We start from the raw sequence: 19,332 nt of genomic DNA on the forward strand, positions 1-19,332 counted from the left end.
CCAACCCTTGCTCCGACAGGAGGTAACGATGACCCGTCTCTCCCGCAAACAGCTCAGCCGTCTCGATACCCAGGTCGCCGTACCCGGGTATGACCGACAATCCGTTACGGCGGGCATCGTGCATTTCGGTGTGGGTGGCTTTCACCGCGCCCACCAGGCCATGTACCTGGACCAGCTCATGAATGATGGCAAGGCGCTGGACTGGGGCATCGTCGGTGTCGGCGTTATGCCCGGCGACCGGCGAATGCAGGAGGCCCTTGCCAGCCAGGACTATCTGTACACCCTGGTGGTCAAGCATGCGGACGGCCACTACGACGCGCGGGTCATCGGCAGCCTGGTGGATTACCTGTTCGCCCCGGACGACCCGGATGCGGTGATCGAGCGCATGGCCGATCCCGCCATCCGCATCGTGTCGCTGACGGTGACCGAAGGCGGCTACAACTTCCATCCGGTGACCGGCGAGTTCAACTTCTCCAACCTGGACGTGCAACAGGACCTGAGCAACCCCGAGCAACCGCGCACCACCTTCGGTCTGGTCACCGAAGCCCTGCGCCGGCGCCGCGAGCGGGGCATCACGCCCTTCACGGTCATGTCCTGCGACAACATCCAGGGCAACGGCGACGTGGCCCACCGCATGTTTACCGCCTATGCCCGGCGCCGGGATGCGGAACTGGCGGCGTGGATCGAGGCCAACGTGACCTTCCCCAACTCCATGGTGGACCGGATCACCCCCGTCACGACGGACGCGGACATCGCCGAACTGCAGTCCCGCTTTGACGTCGAGGACCGCTGGCCGGTGGTCTGCGAGCCGTTTACCCAGTGGGTGCTGGAGGATCGTTTCGTCGATGGACGCCCGCCAGTGGAGGACGCCGGCGTGCAGGTGGTCGAGGATGTGGAGCCCTACGAACTGATGAAGCTGCGCCTGCTCAATGCCAGCCACCAGGCGCTGTGTTATTTCGGTTACCTGAGCGGCTATCGCTACGCCCACGAGGTCTGCCAGGATCCGCTGTTTGTTGAATTTTTGCTGGCCTATATGGAAAACGAAGGCACGCCCACCCTGGCGCCGGTTCCCGGTGTCGATCTGGCCGACTACCGGCACACGCTGATCGAGCGCTTTGCCAACCCGGAAATCAAGGACACCCTGGCGCGGCTGTGTGCCGAGAGCTCGGACCGGATTCCCAAGTGGCTGTTGCCCGTCGTCCGCGAGCAGTTGGAGCGAGGTGGCGAGATCCACCGGGCCGCCGCCGTGGTGGCCAGCTGGGCACGCTATGCCGAAGGCACCGACGAGGACGGCCAGCCCATCGACGTGGTCGATCCGCTCAAGGACCAACTGATGGCCATCGCCGCTGAAAGCCGCGCCCACCCGACGGCGTTCATCGAGAACCGGGAACTGTTCGGCGACCTGAGCGACCAGCCCCGTTTCCGGGACGCCTTCCTGGCAGCACTCTACAGCCTGCGGTCATCCGGGGCTCGGGCCACGGTGGACGCGCTGGTGAAGGGGGTTTTGTGAAACACCGTCTATGCTTGAGGGTCTCACACCGTATCGACACAAGGAGAGTCTCATGTACGTAGGCGCAGACTGTGGCACCCAGAGCACCAAAGTGGTGGTGGTCGACCCGGAATACGGCCGCATTCTCGGCGAAGGCAGCCGCCCGCATGAGCTGATCGAAGGCGCCAACGGCCGTCGCGAGCAGGACCCGGAGGCCTGGATGACCGCCTTTATAGAGGCCCTGGGTGACGCGATCGCGCAGGCCGGCATCGACCCTAAGGCGATCCGCGCCATTGGCATTTCCGGCCAGCAGCACGGGCTGGTGGCCCTGGATCGGGACGGCCAGCCGGTGCACCCGGCCAAGCTCTGGTGCGATACCGAAACCGCCCGCCACAACAGCCAACTGGTGGAACAACTGGGTGGCGAGGACGGCTGCATCGAACGACTCGGGCTGGTACTGCAGACCGGCTATACCGCCTCCAAGCTCGCCTGGCTGCGGGAAATCCATCCGGAGGCCTACCAGCGGATCGACAGCATCCTGCTGCCTCACGACTATCTCAACTTCCGCCTGACCGGCGACAAGGTGGCGGAAGCCGGCGACGCGTCCGGCACCGGCTACTTCGATACCCGGACCCGGCAATGGCGCGAGGACGTGTTCAATCTCATCGCGCCGGAACTGGACCCCGCCCGTGTGCTGCCGCGGTTGATCGATTCCCGGGAACCGGCGGGTACCGTCACCCCCGAGATGGCGCAACGGTTGGGTCTGGCAGAAAACGTACTCGTTGCCAGCGGCGGTGGCGACAATATGATGGGCGCCATCGGCACCGGCAATATCCAGCCCGGCCTGGTGACCGTCAGCCTGGGCACGTCCGGGACCGTCTACGCCTATTCATCCGATCCGGTGGTCAGCGACAGCGCCATGGTAGCCAACTTCTGCGCCAGCAGCGACGGCTGGCTGCCACTGGCCTGCACCATGAATGTCACGTCCGCCACCACCCTGGTCCGCCAGCTGTTCGGGCTGGACCTGACGGCGTTCGGCGATCGCATGGCGCAGGCGCCCATCGGCGCCGAGGGTGTGACGGTACTGCCTTTCTTCAACGGCGAACGCGTCCCCATGCTGCCCCACGCCACCGCCAGCTTTATCGGCCTGGACAACCTGAACACCACCCAGGCCAACCTGTGCCGGGCGGTGGTGGAAGGCGCCACCTTCGGCCTGCGCTACGGCCTGGAGCATCTGGGCGACCTGGCCCAGGGCGCCAGCCAGATCCGGTTGATCGGCGGCGGCGCCCGTTCACCGGTGTGGCGCCAGATCGTCGCCGATGTCTTGGGCGCCGAGGTCATCTGCCCACGCATCAACGAGGCAGCGGCGCTGGGCGCGGCCATCCAGGCGGCCTGGTGCCATGGCCAGGCCGAAGGCAACGGTCCCACCCTGGCACAACTGTGCGACCAACTGGTCAGCCTGGACGACAGCACGCTGACCCGGCCCGAAACACAGAGCCGGACCGCCTACGAGACGGTCTACCGCCGCTATCGTACGGCCCTGGAAGAACGTTACGGCGTGACGGCCTGAGGCTTCCCGCCGCGGGTCGCGCGCCTCACTCATCATTCACAGGAGGAGGACCATGACTCAACTCGATGCCCTGAAACGCCATTCCCTGATCGTGGCCGATACCGGCGATCTGGAAGCGATTCGCCGGTACCAGCCCCACGACGCCACCACCAATCCGTCGCTGATCCTCAAGGCCTTCGGACTGGACAGCCAGCAACATCTGATCGACGCCACGCTGGCAAAGCTGAAGGCCGAGATCAGCGACCCGCAAGCGCGGGTCGAAAAAGCCGTGGACCGGCTGTCGGTCACCATCGGCACGGAAATCGCCGGCATGATTCCGGGACGGGTCTCCACTGAAGTGCCGGCGCGACTGTCGTTCGATACCGAGGCCAGCATCCGCAAGGCCCACGACCTGATTGCCAACTACGACCGGCACGGGATCGGCCCGGAGCGGGTGTTGATCAAGCTGGCGTCCACCTGGGAAGGGATCCGCGCCGCCGAACGCCTGGAGCGGGACGGCATCCAGTGCAACCTCACGCTGCTGTTTTCCGACGCCCAGGCCCAGGCCTGCTTCGACGCCGGCGTGTTCCTGGTGTCGCCATTCGTGGGCCGCGTCACCGACTGGTACAAGCAGCAGACCGGCCGGGACTACACGCCGGACACCGATCCCGGTGTGCGCTTTGTGCGTGGCGTATGCGAGCGGGTGGAAAACGGCGGCTTCGAAACCGTGGTGATGGGCGCCAGCTTCCGTAATACCGGGCAGGTGCTGGCACTGGCCGGCTGCAACCGACTGACCATCTCCCCGGCGCTGCTGGAGGAGCTGGCCGCCGGTGACGGCGAGGTGTCCCGGCAGATTCACGATGGCAAAAGCAGCGGCCAGCGCCCGGCTCTCATGACCGAGTCCGACTTCCGCTGGGGCCATAACGAAGACCCCATGGCAACGGACAAGCTGGCCGAAGGTATCCGGCGGTTTGCGGCGGATCAGGACGAGCTGGAACGGCAGATCGCCGAACACTTGGCGGGCTGATCAACCCGCCAGGGCGCGTTCAACCGCCTGTTCGGCATGGATCCGGGTGGTGTCGTAAAGTGGCACGCCGGTGTCCTCCGGCCCCACCAGCAGCGCGATTTCGGTGCAGCCGAGGATCACGGCCTCGGCGCCGGCCTCGTAGAGTCGCTGGATAATCGTCAGGAAGGCATCCCGGGAGTCGTCCCGGATGATGCCCTGGCACAGTTCCTCGAAGATCACCCGATGGATGACCGCCTGCTCGTCCGCGTTCGGCACCCGCACGTCGAGGTCGAACCGCTCGGCCATGCGGCCTTTGTAGAAATCCTGCTCCATGGTGTATCGGGTACCGATCAGGCCGACCCGGGCAATGCCGTCGTCCTGCAGGCGCTCGGCGGTGGCATCGGCGATGTGCAACAGCGGAATGGAGATCGCCGCTTCGATCTGCGGCGCCACCTTGTGCATGGTGTTGGTGCCGATCAGCAGGAAGTCGGCGCCCGCGGCTTCCACAGAACGAGCCGCCGCGGAAAGCAGGCGTGCGGTTTCGTCCCAATCGCCACTACGCTGGAGCGGCTCGATCTCGGAGAAATCAACACTGTGCAGGCAGATCTTCGCGGAATGCAGTCCGCCCAGCCGGGCCTTTATTCCTTCATTGAGCGCCCGGTAATAGCTGACCGTGGATTCCCAGCTCATACCGCCCAACAAACCTATGGTTTTCATACCACCTCCGCGCCAACACGCTTACAGATCATCCAGGACCGATTTCACCCATTCGAAGTCCAACTGCCGCATCGCCTGTTCCGCTTCGGCCATACTGGACGGCGACAACAGCTCCGCCAGGGCATCTCGATACTGCAGGAACAACGCCTGCGCCCTCAGGTTATTCTGTGCCAACAGCTCACGCAATTCCGCCAGCGCGGCGTCATCCAATTCAGGTTTGTCGTCGGCGGCGCTGTCGCCGTCATGCGCTTCCAGCCAGTCCTGCACGGCATCGAGCACCCGCTGATAACCCGCCGCCAGTGATGCCCACTGATCGCCAAGAAAATCGGCATCCGGCATCGACCGCAACGCCTGTTCCAGCTCATGTGCGTCGTCGGCGAACGCCCGGGCGCCGATGGTGCCCAGTGAACCACGCAGTGTGTGCAGGCGCCGAGCTGCTTCGGTGCCATCGCCTGCAGCCCACAAGTCATGGGCTTCGTCCATCGGCGCCATACCCCGCTCGACAATGCCGGCCACCACACCCATCAGCGATCGGCCCGCTTCCGGATGGGCCTGCACGAGGGCGTCCAGGCTGCTGAAGTCCACCCAGGGGGGCTCCGGCTGGATCGGCTCGCCGTCCGCTGTCAGCCGAACCGGGCGCTCGCTGCCGATGCCCAGATGCTCCGCGATGGTGGTGATCAGCTCCACCTCGTCCACCGGCTTACCAATAAAGCCGTTCATACCGGCCTGGCTGCATTCCGTCCGCTCACTGTCCAGAACGCCCGCCGACATGGCCAGCACCGGCAGTTTGGCCTTCAGCTCGCTGCGTATAAGACGGGTGGCTGCAATGCCGTCCATGATCGGCATCTGCACGTCCATCAGCACCAGGTCGTACGGGTGGTTCGGTTCTGCGATGGCGTCCACGGCAGCCTGGCCGTTGGGGGCTATCGACACCTTGGCACCGGCAAACTCCAGGAAACCGGCGGCCACGGTCTGGTTCAACGGGTTGTCCTCCACCAGGAGAATATGGGCTCCTGCCAGGCGGCCCGCCAGCTTGCTGTTTTCCGGCAGCGACGGCGACATTCCACCGTTCTTGGCGGCCATCAACTCGTTGAGCCGATCGTACAGCTGGGAGCTGGTAACCGGTTTGAGCAGAACCGCATCCACCAATTCAATGTCCGGTGAGGCCATGACGGTTTCCTGCTCAAATGCGCCCGCCAGCAGAATGACGGTCGCACTGTCATATCGCTTCAGGCGGCGAATCGAGCGCGCCAGTTCCATCCCGTTCAACCCGGGCATGTCGTAATCGATCAGGAACAGGTCGTAGGACACGGCCTGATCCAGCCGCTGCTCCAACAGGTGCGGGCGGGCCAGGCTGTCCACGCTCCATTTCCAGCCCTGCAACGTCTTGTGCAAGTAGTCCCGCGAGGTGTCGTTGTCGTCGACCAGCATTACCTGCATACGCCCCAGCCTGCGTATGCCTTCCTGATCAATCCCAAAACCGGCAATGCTCAGCGGCAGCGAAACGATAAACTCACTGCCCTTGCCCAGCTCGCTGTTGACGCGGATTTCGCCCCCCATCAGGTACACCAGCTTGTTGGATATGGTCAGCCCGAGGCCGGTACCGCCAAAGCGGCGGGTGGTCGATGAATCCGCCTGTGTGAAAGCACGGAACAGCTTCTGCAACTGGGATGGTGAGATGCCAATCCCGGTGTCACGCACGACGAACTCAAACACCCCGGCCTGGTCTTCGCGCTCGACCAGACGCACCAGCAGGGAAACTTCCCCGGCCTCGGTGAACTTGATGGCGTTGCTCAGCAGGTTGATCAGCACCTGGCGAATGCGCAACTCGTCGCCGATCAGTTCCCGGGGCACGTCCGGCTCGATGCCGATCGCCAGCTCGAGATGCTTGCCGGAAGCGTCCAGCGACATGATCGACGCCAGGCTGCTGGTCAGGTCATCCAGATTCAGGGCGTCGTGGGTCAGCTCCATCTTGCCCGCTTCGATCTTGGAGAAATCAAGGATGTCGTTGAGTATCGCCAACAGGGATCGTCCGGCTGCCTGCACCATGTCCACGTATCGCCGCTGGTCCGCGCTCAGCGGCGTGCGGGACAGGATCTGCGTCATGCCCAGCATGGCGTTCATGGGGGTTCGGATCTCGTGACTCATGTTGGCCACGAACTCGGTCTTGGCGCGACTGGCCGCTTCCGCCACCTGACGGGCCTCGTTCAGGCGCTTTTCCGCCAGCCGCTGCTCGGTGACGTCGCGAAGGATAATGCCGAAAAACGTTTCGCCACCGGACTCCCACTTCGAAAGGGACAGCTCCACCGGGAACGTCTCACCATCCCGGCGACGGCATTGCAACCGGATATCGTGCTCCGCCAGGCGGGCATTGGTGTAGGCCGCCAGGTTACTGATTTCCGACACCCGGTCCTGGCGCTCTTCGTGCGGCAACAGCATCAGCCAGCGCCGTCCCAGCACCTCTTTCGGGGTGTAGCCGAAGATCACCGTCGCAGCACGATTCCAGGACTGGATGCTGCCCTGCCCATCCACCATGAAGATGGCTTCGTTGGCGCTTTCCGCCAGCGTCGTAAAGCGGCCCTCAGACGCCCGCAGGGCATCGGTCATTTCACGGGCCAGCCGAATCGCCTTGGTCCGGGTCAGGGCCAGCGCCCGAATGAAGGAAAACAGCAAAAGACTGATCAGGATCCCCCCCACCAGCACGATGTGGGCTTTCTGGAAATCGATGGCGCGGGCAAAAGCCGGCAGGGCGGTAACCCGCAATGTCCATTGCAGATCAGCGACCGGCAAAAGGGAGACCCGGGTCCGCGCTTCCCCCGGTCGGGCCAATGTATTGAGCTGAGCATCCCGGTACAGCAGGCCGTCCGGCTCGGAGCTTTTACCGTCGAAAATCTCCAGGGCCACGGTGGAAAAGCCATCGCCCAGAATCCCCTCGATCAGGTCGTTCATACGAAACGGGCTGTAGGTGTAACCCTGGATGTGAGCCCGCCTGGCCGCTATCGTCGATGGGGTGTCATTGGTGTCGTAAACCGGAACATACATCAGGAAGCCGGCCTGAACCCCAACGCTGGTTTCCTGCACCAGCGTAATACGGTGGCTCAGGGCCACATCGCCCCTATCGCGGGCACGAATCATGGCCCAGCGGCGGTTGCCTTCGGAGAACATGTCGTAGCCGTGGGCGCGCTGATTGCGCCAGTCATAGGGCTCCAGGTAAGTCACCGGGACATAGATCGTCCGAATGCCTTCCGGTTTGACGGCAAACTGCTCATAGCCCTGACTGCGGATCCGGGACTCGAACGCCTCCTTTTCCTGCATTCCCGTGAGATAGGCGGCGTAGCCGACGCCCTGTATCCCCGGGTAATCGTCGTTAATCTTCAATTCCCGCACATAGCGCCGCCAGTCGTCAGCGCTCACATATTCCGAGCCGTAGAAGAGACCGGCCGCACCTCGCAGGACTTGCTGATAATCCCGCACGCGATCCTTTAGACGCATGCTGATTTCACTGGAAAGGCTCTCGAACCGTTGGCTCGCCTCCTGCTCAACATTGAGGGTGGTCACCCGCCAGGCCAGAACCGTCAGTGCCAATGCCGCCATCAACGCCAGCCATGGCGGAATGAAATCCCTCAGGAAGCGGCTTTGACCGTGGCCCCGCTCGGTCAGGTCCGCGGACAGGATCAGCCCGGTAACGACCCACAGCAGCAGAAAGCAGTCAAGCGCAACGAGCGAGGCGTGAACTGTCTGGAAATTGAAAGGTCCCATGCCGGACAGGGTCGCCGGCACGGCAATGGCGGCAATAGCCGCGCTGAGGGTGGCCACGCCCCGCAGGCCGAAATAATACGCCGAGAGCCCCAGGCAGGGGATGTAGAGAAAGACCAGCAGTTGCTGGATGTTCGCCACGTCCACATCCGGCCAGAACACCAGCAGGCTGATCACGCTGTAAGCCAACACCAGCCCGATGGCGACACCCCAAGCCCCTTCTCCTGCGGGCTCGCCGTGGATCCGCAGCAGCGAGATCACCAGCGGCACAATCACCAGTAGGCCGACGGTGTCGCCCAACCACCAGATGCCCAGCGTCGTTGCAAACGCCTCGGGCGAGACATAGCCGCTGACCATCAGGGTCGTGACGCCCACCCCGGCACTGATCACACAGGCGAGCACCGCAATGCCGACAAAGCGGAACACATGCAGGACCCGGTCGAACGAACGGCGGCCACCGGCCAGCCGACGAATGATATAGGCCGCCGTCAGTGCTTCCAGAGTGTTGCCAACCGCAATGGCCAGCGACGCCGGCAGGGTGACCGCCAGATCGTCCATGCCCGAGGGAAAGCTGATCAGATTCACGATAAAGGCGCCGACCGTGATCGCCGGCCATAGGCGCAGACCGCCCAGTAACAGCGCGGAGACGGCGATGCCGGTGGGTGGCCAGATGGGAGAGACGTTGGTTGCGGCAAACGCCAGCTTCAGGCTGAAATAGGCGACCAACACGTAGATGGCCGCCAGAATAGCCCCGGCCAGCCAACGCCTGGCGGGCGAAGCAATGTCCTCATCGCCTTCCAGCAGACTACTCAGCATCCTTGCGCTCCTGTTTCGCCTTCCCTGTTACTACGCGGTCTCTCTACAGAGGGGCCAATTGATGACCAGAAGGCTGTGTCCGTCCTGAGACAGACGCCCCGGGGTGAGTCCTGAAAACGGATCTTGCCTTTATCATAGACGCTGTCGCTGAAGACGACGAGCTTCGAGCCGGGACTAACCACACCATTCAAAGGCGTGGCATCATGACAACGTGCAAGCCCAGACCCCATCCGGCCCAGGATCCGCCTGGTACCATGGGAGCAGTCCACTCAAGGAGGAGCCCCACGTGAGAGTTCTTACCAGCATCATCATCGCCATCGGATTGATCGTCGCCGCGTGGATCGGAGCCAACGGACTCAGGGACCTGCGTACCGGGGATCGCTTCGTCACCGTCAAGGGCGTGGCGGAACGTCAGGTCCAGGCCGACGTGGCGCTCTGGCCTCTACGCTTCGTCGCGACCGGTAACACGTTGGAGGAAGCCCAGGAGCAGGCCCGCAAGAGCCGGGAAAGCATCCAGGCCTTTCTCAAGCTGCAGGCCATCGATGCCGGTGCGGTGGAATTGCAGCGCCTGGACGTCACCGATACCCAGGCCAATCCCTACCAGAACAACAACACCGGCAAGCGCTTTATCATCAACCAGACGCTGATGGTGCGCTCGCAGGACATCGACAAGGTGCAACAGGCCGCGCAGGCGGTCAGCGATCTGGTGGATTCCGGCGTGGTGCTGTCCAGTGACTATGGTGCCGGCGGCCCCACGTACCTGTTTAACGGGCTCAACGACATCAAGCCGGCGATGATTGCCGAAGCCACCGCCTCGGCGCGGGAGGCGGCCCAGCAGTTCGCCAAGGATGCGGGTGCGGATGTGGGCGGGATGCGCCGGGCCAACCAGGGCGTGTTCCAGATCTTGCCCCGTGACCCGGCGCCGGGCATAACCGAAGAGCAGCAACCGGTGAAGACGGTCCGGGTTGTCTCCACCCTGGAGTACTATCTCAAGTAAGTCCGGCGATCAGTTACCGATACCGTAGTGTTTCTTGATCGCCGCGATGGTGCCGTCCTTGCGGGCCTTGTCGAGGCCGGCCTGTAGCTTCGCCACCACAGCAGGGTCGGTCTTGTTGCTCACTGCCAGGTACATCGGTGTCTCACGGAAGACCAGGACCGGTCGCAGTCCGGTGATATCGCCATTCTCCTTGGCCACCATGGGGCCAACCAGCCCGTCGGTCACCCAGAGATCCACCTGCCCCAGCACCAGTCGCCTGGGGTTCTGCTCGTCGGTGACCGTCGTGGTGACATCATAGCCCTTGCTGAGCAGGTAATCGGTCATCACATCGCCCTTGTAGCCGGCGATCTTCAGGCCCTTGGCGTCCTCCAGGGAATTCAGCTGGATATCGGAATCCGGGGCGGCGAACAGAGTCCAGCGAATCGACGCCAGCGGTCCGACCCACTGGAACTGATCCTCCCGCTCGTCGGTGCGGGCAGTGCAGAACAGGGCGTGGTTCTTGTGCTCCTTGACCCAGCGGTAGGCGAAGCTCCAGTCCCGCATTTTCATTTCGTATTTGTAGGGGGTATTGGCCATCAGGGCCTCAACCATTTCCGGACAGATACCGCCAATGTCTTCTCGCTTGTGGGCGAAGTTCTTGCCGGTTTTGGAAACGTTATAGGGCGGGTAATTCTCGGTGAAGATATGGAAGCGCGTGTCGTCAGCCCGCACGGTGGGCGCGGCAGACAGGCAGAACATCAGCAGCGCCAGACCGAGGCGGATCTTGCCTGCTGCGAATCCGGCACGACCGAAGCCGGTGGGAATCGCCATGACAGTGTCCTCTTGAGCAAAGGATCGATTTGTTGGGATCGCGGCCCTGTGGCACCGCCAATCCGGCTCGACTTACCGACCCGCCTGATCGTTTTGGCCAACCCGACTGGTCGTTTTTGTCAGTAGCAGATCATTGCGGTTTTCGCGGGGGATTGGAAGGGGCAGCCTGTTTCGCTTGGTTACAGAATTTGAGGTGGCTCAATCGCAGGTGGCCACGTGCCGCTCCAGGGCCAGCGGATCGTTGACGGTCACCCGGCCATAACTGAAGGCAATCAGGCCTTCCGCCTCGAAGGTCTTGAGAACTTTATGCACGCCCTGGCGGGTCATCCCCATCATGCTGGCCAGGTGCTCGCGGGTCAGACGGAAGCTGACCGGATCGCCGGCGATGCGGCCGCCGTTGTGCATCTGGGCCAGGAACAGCAGGCGGCGCCCCACCCGGGCCGGGATGCCTCGCAGTGCGTCGTCCTCGATCAGCGACATGGTGGCCCACAGACGCTGGCTGAGCAGGTCCAGCACCACCGGATAACTCTGCGGGTAGCGGCGCATCAGGTCACGGAAGACCTCACCCGGCAGAACGACAATCACCGCGCGCTCATGGGCGCGAGCGCCATAGACGCGGGGCGTGTCCGGGGAAAACACGGTATCGCCGAACCAGGTGCCATGATCGAAAATCATCAGCACCGCCTCACGGCCTTCGGCGTTGACGGAGCAGATCCGCACCCCGCCTTCGGCGATCACACAGATGCCGGACTGCAGCGAGCCTTTTTCGTAAATCAGCTCGTCCACCTCGAAACGGCGGATGTGGGCGTGCCGGGCGGCCTCGGCAATCGCCTCGTCCGGAAAACCGGAGAAGATGGGGCAATGGCGAATAACGTGGAAGAGGTCGGTCATCGGCACAGTGTAAACCAATCCCCCAATATCGCGGACAATCCGGACGCAGCATCGGACAATGTAAATCCATTGACAGTCTTGCCCGCCTGCGCCGGCCTACACTCTCAGGACTGATCCACAACAAGTCCAACAACGAGAGAGGCCCACGATGTCCGCACCCCTGGCATTCAAATCCAAGAAGGACAACGTCAGCGCCGAGGAATGGCAGCTGCGCGTCGACCTGGCGGCCGCCTACCGGCTGATTGCCCTGCACGGCTGGGATGACCTGATCTTTACCCACATCTCAGCCCGCATTCCCGGCGACGAACATCACTTCCTGATCAACCCCTACGGCATGATGTTCGAGGAGATCACCGCCTCCAGCCTGGTGCGAGTCGATCAGGACGCCAACAAGCTGGATCCCGGCGATTTCGACATCAATCCCGCCGGCTTCACCATCCACAGCGCCATCCATGCAGTGCGCGAGGATGCGGCCTGCGTGATGCATACCCACACCACAGCGGGTGTCGCGGTGTCCGCCCAGAAGGACGGCCTGCTGCCGCTGTCGCAGCAGAGTTTGTTCCCGCTGGCCAGCCTGGCCTACCACGACTACGAGGGCGTGGCCCTGCGCGAGGATGAAAAAGCCCGGCTGCAGGCGGACCTGGGCGAGTCCAACTTCATGATCCTGCGTAACCACGGCCTGCTCACGGTGGGCAGCTCCATTGCCGATGCGTTCCTGGGCATGTTCATCCTGCAACGGGCCTGCGAGGTACAGATCAATGCGCTGGCGGGCAACCGCGAATTGACGCCGATCCCCGCGGGCATCGTCGACACCATCAAGCAGCAGGCGGCGCAGGTGACCAAAGGCATGGGCGGCCAGTTGGCCTGGCCCGGCCTGCTGCGCAAGCTTGATCGTCTCGATCCCAGCTACCGCGACTGAGCCCGGAGGTTTCTATGAGCACAGCAACCGACAATCGCGCCCAGTTCACCCACATGAAGGACGGTACCGCCGAGGACTGGCAGACCATCGCCGCCTCGTTCGGGGATTTCGCCAAGTCCCTGCCGGATCGGATCATGGATCACCTGAAGCTGCTGGAGGGTGACTTCGGCGGCTTCAAGGTGGACCGGATGACCCACTGCCTGCAGACCGCCACCCGGGCCCATCGGGACGGCAAGGACGAGGAATACGTGGTGTGCGCCCTGTTGCACGACATTGGCGACACCCTGGGCACCTACAACCACGCCGATGTGGCGGCGGTGCTGCTGGAGCCGTTCGTGAGCGAGGAGAATCACTGGATGGTCAAGCACCACGCGATCTTCCAGGGCTACTATTTCTTCGAATACCTGGGGCTCGATCCCAACCTGCGGGAGAATTTCAAGGATCACCCGTATTACAAGCACACGCTCGAGTTCGTCAGCAAGTACGACTCGCCGGCGTTCGATCCGGAGGCGGAGACCCTGCCGCTGTCCTACTTCGAACCGATGCTGCGCCGGGTGATGGCCAGGCCCCGCAAATCGCTCTACAAGAAAGCGATGGCTGAGTAATTCCCATAGGGCGCCACTTTGGCGCCCTTTTATTTCGGTTTCCCCTTACCCGAATTAACGCCGCCTTTTCAATACCTTACAGGTCGTCCATTTACCGGATTTTAACGTGATGAACGGAACATCCTGCGTTAGTGTGTAAGTTAATGAAGAGGGCGGAATCAGAGTCCCGCCTCTCTCAGGCTTTTCTGAAGTGTTTTGAGTTGCGTCTCCAACCTGGTGCCCGGTGAGTCGATCCTGCTTCCCACCCTATGAACAGGATCACAGGATTCACCGGGCCTTTTTTTGCCCCATCAATCTGTGATCGACAACGACCTCCGTCACTGGGGCGACTGTGTTCGATTTCCACCTCGTATATACTCGCGCAAACCCTATAAAAAGATGCAGTTTCGACAGATCTGCACAACTCAAAACACGCACGGACAAGGAAAGAACGGACACTATGAAACGCCTGAGCACACTGGATGCCTCATGGCTCGCCGTCGAGTCTGAGGACACGCCCATGCATGTGGGCACCTTACAGATTTTCTCGCTGCCGGAAGGCGCGCCGGAGACCTTCCTGCGGGACATGGTCGCGCGCATGAAAACCGACTGCGAAGTTGCGCCCCCGTGGAACTACAAGCTGGCCTACCCGGGCAAACTGGGGCGCTTGGTCGCGCCCGCCTGGAAGGTCGACAAGGGGATCGACCTGGATTATCACGTGCGCCACTCCGCCCTGCCCAAGCCCGGCAGCGAACGGGAACTGGGGGTACTGGTCTCGCGCCTGCATTCGCACCCGCTGGATTTCTCCCGGCCGCTGTGGGAGTGCCACATCATCGAGGGCCTGGAGAACAACCGCTTCGGGCTCTACACCAAGATGCACCACTCGATGATCGACGGTATCAGTGGGGTGCGACTGATGCAGCGCATCCTGTCCACCGATCCCAACGAGACCAATATGCTGGCGCCCTGGTCGGTCAAGCCGCAGCGCGGGCGCAAGCAGACCGGCGACAAGGCCGCCACACTGAACTGGGCCTTCAACGAAGCGCTGGAAGCCCTGAAGATCCAGGTGGACAGCGCGCCCAAGCTGGTCAGCGCCCTCTCCCGTCTGGTCCATTCCGCCCGGCATCCCGAGGACAAGTTGACCCCGCCGTTCGTGGGCCCCAGCTCGATCCTCAATCGCCGGGTCACCGGTCAGCGCCGGTTCGCCACCCAGCATTACGAACTGGATCGCCTCAAGGCCTTGGCCAAAAAGGCGGACGCGTCGCTCAACGACATCGTGCTCTACCTGTGCGGCACGGCCATGCGCCGGTTCCTGCTGGAACAGGATGAACTGCCGGATACACCGCTGACCGCCGGGATTCCGGTCAACATCCGCCCCGCGGACGACGAGGGCACCGGCACCGCCATCAGCTTCATGATCGCCAGCCTGGCCACCAACGAGGCGGACCCGAAAGACCGGCTGGCTGCCATCCAGGCGTCCACCGCCAGCGCCAAGGCCCACTTGCAGAGCCTGCCGCGCAGTGCGCTGAACCAGTACACCATGCTGCTGATGTCGCCCTACATCCTGCAACTGATGACGGGGCTGGGCGGGCGGATGCGGCCGGCGTTCAACGTGACCATTTCCAACGTGCCGGGGCCGGAGAAGCCGCTCTATTACGAGGGCGCCAAGCTGGAGGCCATGTACCCGGTTTCGCTGATCGCCCACGGCGGGGCACTCAACATCACTTGCCTGAGTTATGCCGGGTCACTGAACTTCGGGTATACGGGGTGTCGGGATACGCTGCCAAGCATGCAGCGACTGGCCGTCTATACCGGGGAAGCGCTGGAGGAGCTGGAACTGATCCTGCTGGCCAAGGCCGAGCCGAAGACCCGGCCGAAGCGCAAGACGGCCAGCCCCCGACGCAAGCGCACGTCAACGACGGTCAAATAACCGCACGTTATCCACCTCCAACAGGACCAGTTGCGGCTGGTCCTGTCCTTTCACATAGCCCACCAGGACATCCGCCCGGCCATGTTCGAAGGCGCAGCGCCCGTTGCCCTGGTAGACCGTGTCCGTCTTCAACCGGTTGAGCGGTGACTGGCTCAGGGCATCGTCACCGAAATCCCCCAGCGCCAGACGTTCACAACCCACAAAGCGGCCCAGTGACTGCGCCGTTGTCAGGGTAGCCGACGAAGGGCCCGCGCCTTTCACAGCAGGCGCCAGGATGGGATCGACGGCTGATCGGTCCCAACTGCGGGACAGGGTGCCGAGCAACGACGAGAAATCGGCCAGCCGCTGCTTCTGACCGTATTCCGGGTCCGGTTGATAGAACGTCAGCCACAAGGCCGCGGTAGCCAACGCCACGAGGGTGCCGAGAAAACGCTTCCAGTGACCGGTCATGAGTTGCCTGCCTGTGTACGACTGTTCCAATGCGCGGCACCCACAAAAATCAGCTGCAGAAAGCGGGCGGTGCGCTGGCGGATCTGGTCGATCTGGTAGTCGTCGTCCGGCGCTACGTTGAGCAGGTCGGTCAGGGTGAAGGCGACCGTGCGTACCACCAGATCGCAGGTCAGCTCCAGATCGCCGTCACTCAGATGCTCCGCCAGGCGCATGCGGCGCAGGTCGTTGGCCAGTTCGCTGGCGAAGAAGCGCATCTCGCTGCGGATGGCATCCTGTACGGCGCGGCTTTCTCCGGCCAACCCCTGGGCCATGAAAAAGAAGAAGCTGCGGTTGGCTTCCACGTGGCTGATGAAGATGGTCACCGACTCCTCGATCAGCTTGTCCGCCTGCAGCACGTTGCCCCGCGCCTCGCGCATCATGCGGCGCAGCACCAAACCCAACTGGTCCACCAACTGCAAACCCAGATCGTCCATATTGCGGAAGTGGCGATAGAACGATGTGGGTACCACGCCAGCCTGGCGGGTCACTTCGCGGATACCGAGACTGGCGAAGTGCCGACCCTTGCCCACCAGGGTGAGGGCCGCCTCCATCAGTTTGTCCCGGGTTTCGCCGGGTTTGCGTCGCTGTCGCTGGGTCATCGTGTGCGTCCTGACTACGGGCCTGACTGCCGGACCGTTCTCGGCCCGCAATGGACAACGAGTGTACACAAATCGCCAGGCCTGCGGAAATAAAGGCTGTCATTACGGGCCAAACGCCAATCACCCACCGATCGCACCCACCGCGGTACGGCCCTGAGGCCGCTTACCACAAGGCATCGGGCGCCATACCGGCTGCGCCCGCACGGACCCCATTCCCCGTTGACACCCGGAATCATCAATGTGTACAGTCGTTCACATCTTGTGAACACTTGTACACACCACCATACATCGGTGAGGAGAAACACATCATGCTGTCGACACGAAACACACACGCATCCCTGCGCTGGCTCGGCAAGCAACTGTTTAACCGCGAGGATCCCGGCGCCTTTTTCGACCCGCTGCTGGCCGTCCTCAATCCCATGTGGGTACGCGGCTTCGTGCCGGCCCGCCTGCTGGAAGTGACCGACGAAACGGCCGACACCCGCAGCTTTCGTCTGCGGCCGTCGCCCCGCTGGAAAGGCTTCCGGGCCGGCCAGCACATCAACATCATCCTGGAAGCGGACGGCGTGCGGCATCACCGGACATTCACGGTCGCCAGCGCGCCGCGTCAGTGGGACACCGACGGCACGATCACCCTGACGGTGAAACGCCACCCGGGTGGCCGCATGACCAACTGGATGCACGATCACCTGACGCCCGGCACCATCGTCGGCATCAGCCAGGCGTTCGGTGATTTCGAGTTGCCGGAAGCGGACGTCCCGCTGCTCTACATCGCCGGCGGTAGCGGCATCACGCCGGTGCTGAGTCACCTGATGACCCTGGCCGACCGGGACTTCCGAGCACCAGTCACCCTGCTCTACTACGTGCGGACCCAGGCGGACGTGATCGGCGCAGAGATCCTGTACGCCCTGGCGGCCCGCTGGCCGGCGTTGACCCTGCACGTCTACCGCACGGAAGAGGAAGGCAAAACCGCCTTCCTGAACGAAAGCCACCTGGACACCGTGCCGGGCCTGCGTGCCCGCCAGGTGTACCTGTGCGGCCCGAAAGGCCTGATGGATCTGGCCGGTGAACTGCTGCATTCATTCGGCATCAAGGACAACCAGATCCAGACCACCTTCTTCAGCGCGCCGTCTGCCGTCCCGGCGGACACTCCGCTGGGGGGCGCCGTCACCTTCGGCCGCAGCGACAAGACCGTCGACGCCGAAGGCGACGCGCCGCTGCTGGAGATCGCCGAGGCTGCCGACCTGAAACCGGCCTTCGGCTGTCGCATGGGCATCTGCCATCAGTGCAGCTGCCGCAAGACGGAGGGCACCGTCGTCAATCGCCTCACCGGCAAGGCCTCCGGCCCCGGCGAGGAAACCATCCAGCTGTGCATCTCCGTGCCCCAGGGTCCGGTCACCGTGGACCTTTGACCATTACCCGCACAGCCCCCTGAACAGATGAGATGGCCGGCAGACAGCCGGCCTGAGGAGAGAGACATGACACAGCAACTGACGCAACAACAGTTGGACGAACTGGCGAAAGACCTGGACGCCATCCGCGATGAAGTCCGGGCCGACCTGGGCGAGCGCGATGCGCGCTATATCCGTCGCATCATCCGCCTGCACCGGACGCTGGAAGTCGGCGGCCGGGTGATGATGCCGTTCGGTTTCATTCCGCCGGTGTTCGTCGCCGGGGTGGCCTCGCTGGGCCTTGCCAAGATCATCGAGAACATGGAAATCGGCCACAACGTGATGCACGGCCAGTACGACTGGATGAACGACCCGTCCCTGCACTCGCAGACCTACGAGTGGGACACGGTCTGCACCGGCGATTCCTGGCGCCAGACCCACAACTACGAGCACCACACCTACACCAACGTCATCGGCAAGGACCGGGACTACGGCTACGCGGTACTGCGCCTGAGCGACGACGAGAAGTGGCACCCGCTGCACCTGCTGCAGTTCATCAACTACGTCATGCTGACAGTGTTTTTCCAGTGGGGCGTGGGTCTGCACGAACTGGAAAGCGAGCGGATCCGCCGCCGCGAGATCAAGCTGTCGGACAAGAAGGGCTTCCTGAAAGACTTCTTCCGCAAGGGCGGCCGTCAGGCGTTCAAGGATTACGTGTTCTTCCCGCTGCTGACCTTCCCGGTCTTCCCCATCGTGCTGGCCGGCAACGTCTGTGCGAACCTGATCCGCAACCTGTGGTCGTCCACCGTGATCTTCTGCGGTCACTTCACCGAGGATGCGGAGACGTTCACAGAGGCGTCCATCGAAGGCGAATCCCGGGGCCACTGGTACCTGCGTCAGTTGACCGGTTCCAGTAACTTCACCGGCAGCAAGTGGGTGCACATCCTGAGTGGCCACCTGAGCCACCAGATCGAGCATCACGTGTTCCCGGACATCCCGGCCCACCGCTATCGCGAGATCGCGCCGCGGGTGGAAGCGATCTGTCACAAGTACGGGCTGAAGTACAACACGGGCAGCTTCGGCAAGCAGTACTGGACCGTGCTCAAGCGGATCGGGCACTACTCGCTGCCGGATCGGGTGCGGATGAAGCTGGAGGCTCAGGCAGCTTAATTCGCCTGAATCCCCGGGGGCATTTCTCCCCCTCTCCCCCGGCCCCTCGCCCGCCAGGGGCGAGGGGAGCTCATGCCGCTAACTCGGGGTAATGTTCAACCGGAGCATGGGTAACACTTTGAACCGGCAACATGGGTTACACCTCTTCCCCCGCGTGCCACCGGCATGCGGGCTCCAGTCGCGCGGTTTTAAGGTTGATGTGGCCCAGCAGATGGGTGC

15 protein-coding genes are annotated in these 19,332 nt (G+C 63.1%); 9 read left to right on the forward strand and 6 right to left on the reverse strand.

Features of this window, described 5'->3' with window-relative positions; genetic code table 11:
• The first annotated feature begins 28 nt into the window (after positions 1–28).
• The 3 genes from EB809_RS16370 to tal are packed head-to-tail and all read left to right on the forward strand — an operon-like array spanning position 29 to position 4,065.
• Entirely contained in the window at positions 29–1,510 is a 1,482-nt protein-coding gene (locus EB809_RS16370) for a mannitol dehydrogenase family protein (RefSeq protein ID WP_123635913.1), read from the forward strand.
• A 52-nt stretch (positions 1,511–1,562) separates the two neighbouring features.
• Positions 1,563–3,059, forward strand: coding sequence for a xylulokinase (gene xylB, locus EB809_RS16375; protein ID WP_123635914.1), 1,497 nt, complete (start codon positions 1,563–1,565; stop codon positions 3,057–3,059).
• A gap of 52 nt (positions 3,060–3,111) precedes the next feature.
• Entirely contained in the window at positions 3,112–4,065 is a 954-nt protein-coding gene (gene tal, locus EB809_RS16380) for a transaldolase (RefSeq protein WP_123635915.1), read from the forward strand.
• Here the strand turns inward: tal and EB809_RS16385 are convergent, their stop codons facing one another.
• A complete protein-coding gene (locus EB809_RS16385; protein WP_123635916.1) occupies positions 4,066–4,761 on the reverse strand; it encodes an aspartate/glutamate racemase family protein in 696 nt (231 codons plus the stop codon).
• Between the two features lie 21 nt (positions 4,762–4,782).
• Positions 4,783–9,333, reverse strand: a complete 4,551-nt coding sequence (locus EB809_RS16390; RefSeq protein WP_123635917.1) for a CHASE domain-containing protein — start codon at positions 9,331–9,333, stop codon at positions 4,783–4,785.
• Positions 9,334–9,619: 286 nt separating this feature from the next.
• Here EB809_RS16390 and EB809_RS16395 point away from each other — a divergent pair, with 286 nt between their 5' ends.
• Complete coding sequence (locus tag EB809_RS16395; protein WP_123635918.1) at positions 9,620–10,330, forward strand: SIMPL domain-containing protein; 711 nt, start codon at positions 9,620–9,622, stop codon at positions 10,328–10,330.
• Positions 10,331–10,339: 9 nt separating this feature from the next.
• Here the strand turns inward: EB809_RS16395 and EB809_RS16400 are convergent, their stop codons facing one another.
• Together EB809_RS16400 and EB809_RS16405 are read right to left on the reverse strand one after the other, a co-directional pair.
• Positions 10,340–11,140 (reverse strand): substrate-binding periplasmic protein, encoded by an 801-nt coding sequence (locus tag EB809_RS16400; RefSeq protein ID WP_223808004.1) that lies wholly within the window; start codon positions 11,138–11,140, stop codon positions 10,340–10,342.
• A gap of 198 nt (positions 11,141–11,338) precedes the next feature.
• Positions 11,339–12,031 (reverse strand): Crp/Fnr family transcriptional regulator, encoded by a 693-nt coding sequence (locus EB809_RS16405; protein ID WP_123635919.1) that lies wholly within the window; start codon positions 12,029–12,031, stop codon positions 11,339–11,341.
• Between the two features lie 148 nt (positions 12,032–12,179).
• Between EB809_RS16405 and EB809_RS16410 the strand changes: the two genes are divergently transcribed.
• From EB809_RS16410 to EB809_RS16420, 3 genes are all read left to right on the forward strand, one after another.
• Positions 12,180–12,950 carry a class II aldolase/adducin family protein gene (locus EB809_RS16410; RefSeq protein WP_123635920.1) on the forward strand — a complete coding sequence of 257 codons (771 nt, stop codon included), beginning with the start codon at positions 12,180–12,182 and terminating at the stop codon, positions 12,948–12,950.
• A 14-nt stretch (positions 12,951–12,964) separates the two neighbouring features.
• Entirely contained in the window at positions 12,965–13,555 is a 591-nt protein-coding gene (locus EB809_RS16415; protein WP_123635921.1) for an HD domain-containing protein, read from the forward strand.
• 439 nt (positions 13,556–13,994) lie between these two features.
• Positions 13,995–15,464, forward strand: coding sequence for a WS/DGAT/MGAT family O-acyltransferase (locus tag EB809_RS16420; protein ID WP_123635922.1), 1,470 nt, complete (start codon positions 13,995–13,997; stop codon positions 15,462–15,464).
• Here the strand turns inward: EB809_RS16420 and EB809_RS16425 are convergent.
• A complete protein-coding gene (locus EB809_RS16425; RefSeq protein ID WP_123635923.1) occupies positions 15,447–15,914 on the reverse strand; it encodes a hypothetical protein in 468 nt (155 codons plus the stop codon). The two genes, EB809_RS16420 and EB809_RS16425, sit on opposite strands and share 18 nt — an antisense overlap.
• Positions 15,911–16,552, reverse strand: coding sequence for a TetR family transcriptional regulator (locus EB809_RS16430; RefSeq protein WP_123635924.1), 642 nt, complete (start codon positions 16,550–16,552; stop codon positions 15,911–15,913). Before EB809_RS16430 ends, EB809_RS16425 begins: the two co-directional genes overlap by 4 nt.
• A gap of 308 nt (positions 16,553–16,860) precedes the next feature.
• Between EB809_RS16430 and EB809_RS16435 the strand changes: the two genes are divergently transcribed.
• Both EB809_RS16435 and EB809_RS16440 read left to right on the forward strand, forming a co-directional pair.
• Positions 16,861–17,964 (forward strand): ferredoxin reductase, encoded by a 1,104-nt coding sequence (locus EB809_RS16435; protein ID WP_123635925.1) that lies wholly within the window; start codon positions 16,861–16,863, stop codon positions 17,962–17,964.
• A 66-nt stretch (positions 17,965–18,030) separates the two neighbouring features.
• Complete coding sequence (locus EB809_RS16440; protein WP_123635926.1) at positions 18,031–19,113, forward strand: fatty acid desaturase family protein; 1,083 nt, start codon at positions 18,031–18,033, stop codon at positions 19,111–19,113.
• Positions 19,114–19,332 lie beyond the last annotated feature (219 nt).

Origin of the sequence: Marinobacter sp. R17 (assembly GCF_003789045.1) — a bacterium.
Taxonomy (GTDB): domain Bacteria; phylum Pseudomonadota; class Gammaproteobacteria; order Pseudomonadales; family Oleiphilaceae; genus Marinobacter_A; species Marinobacter_A mangrovi.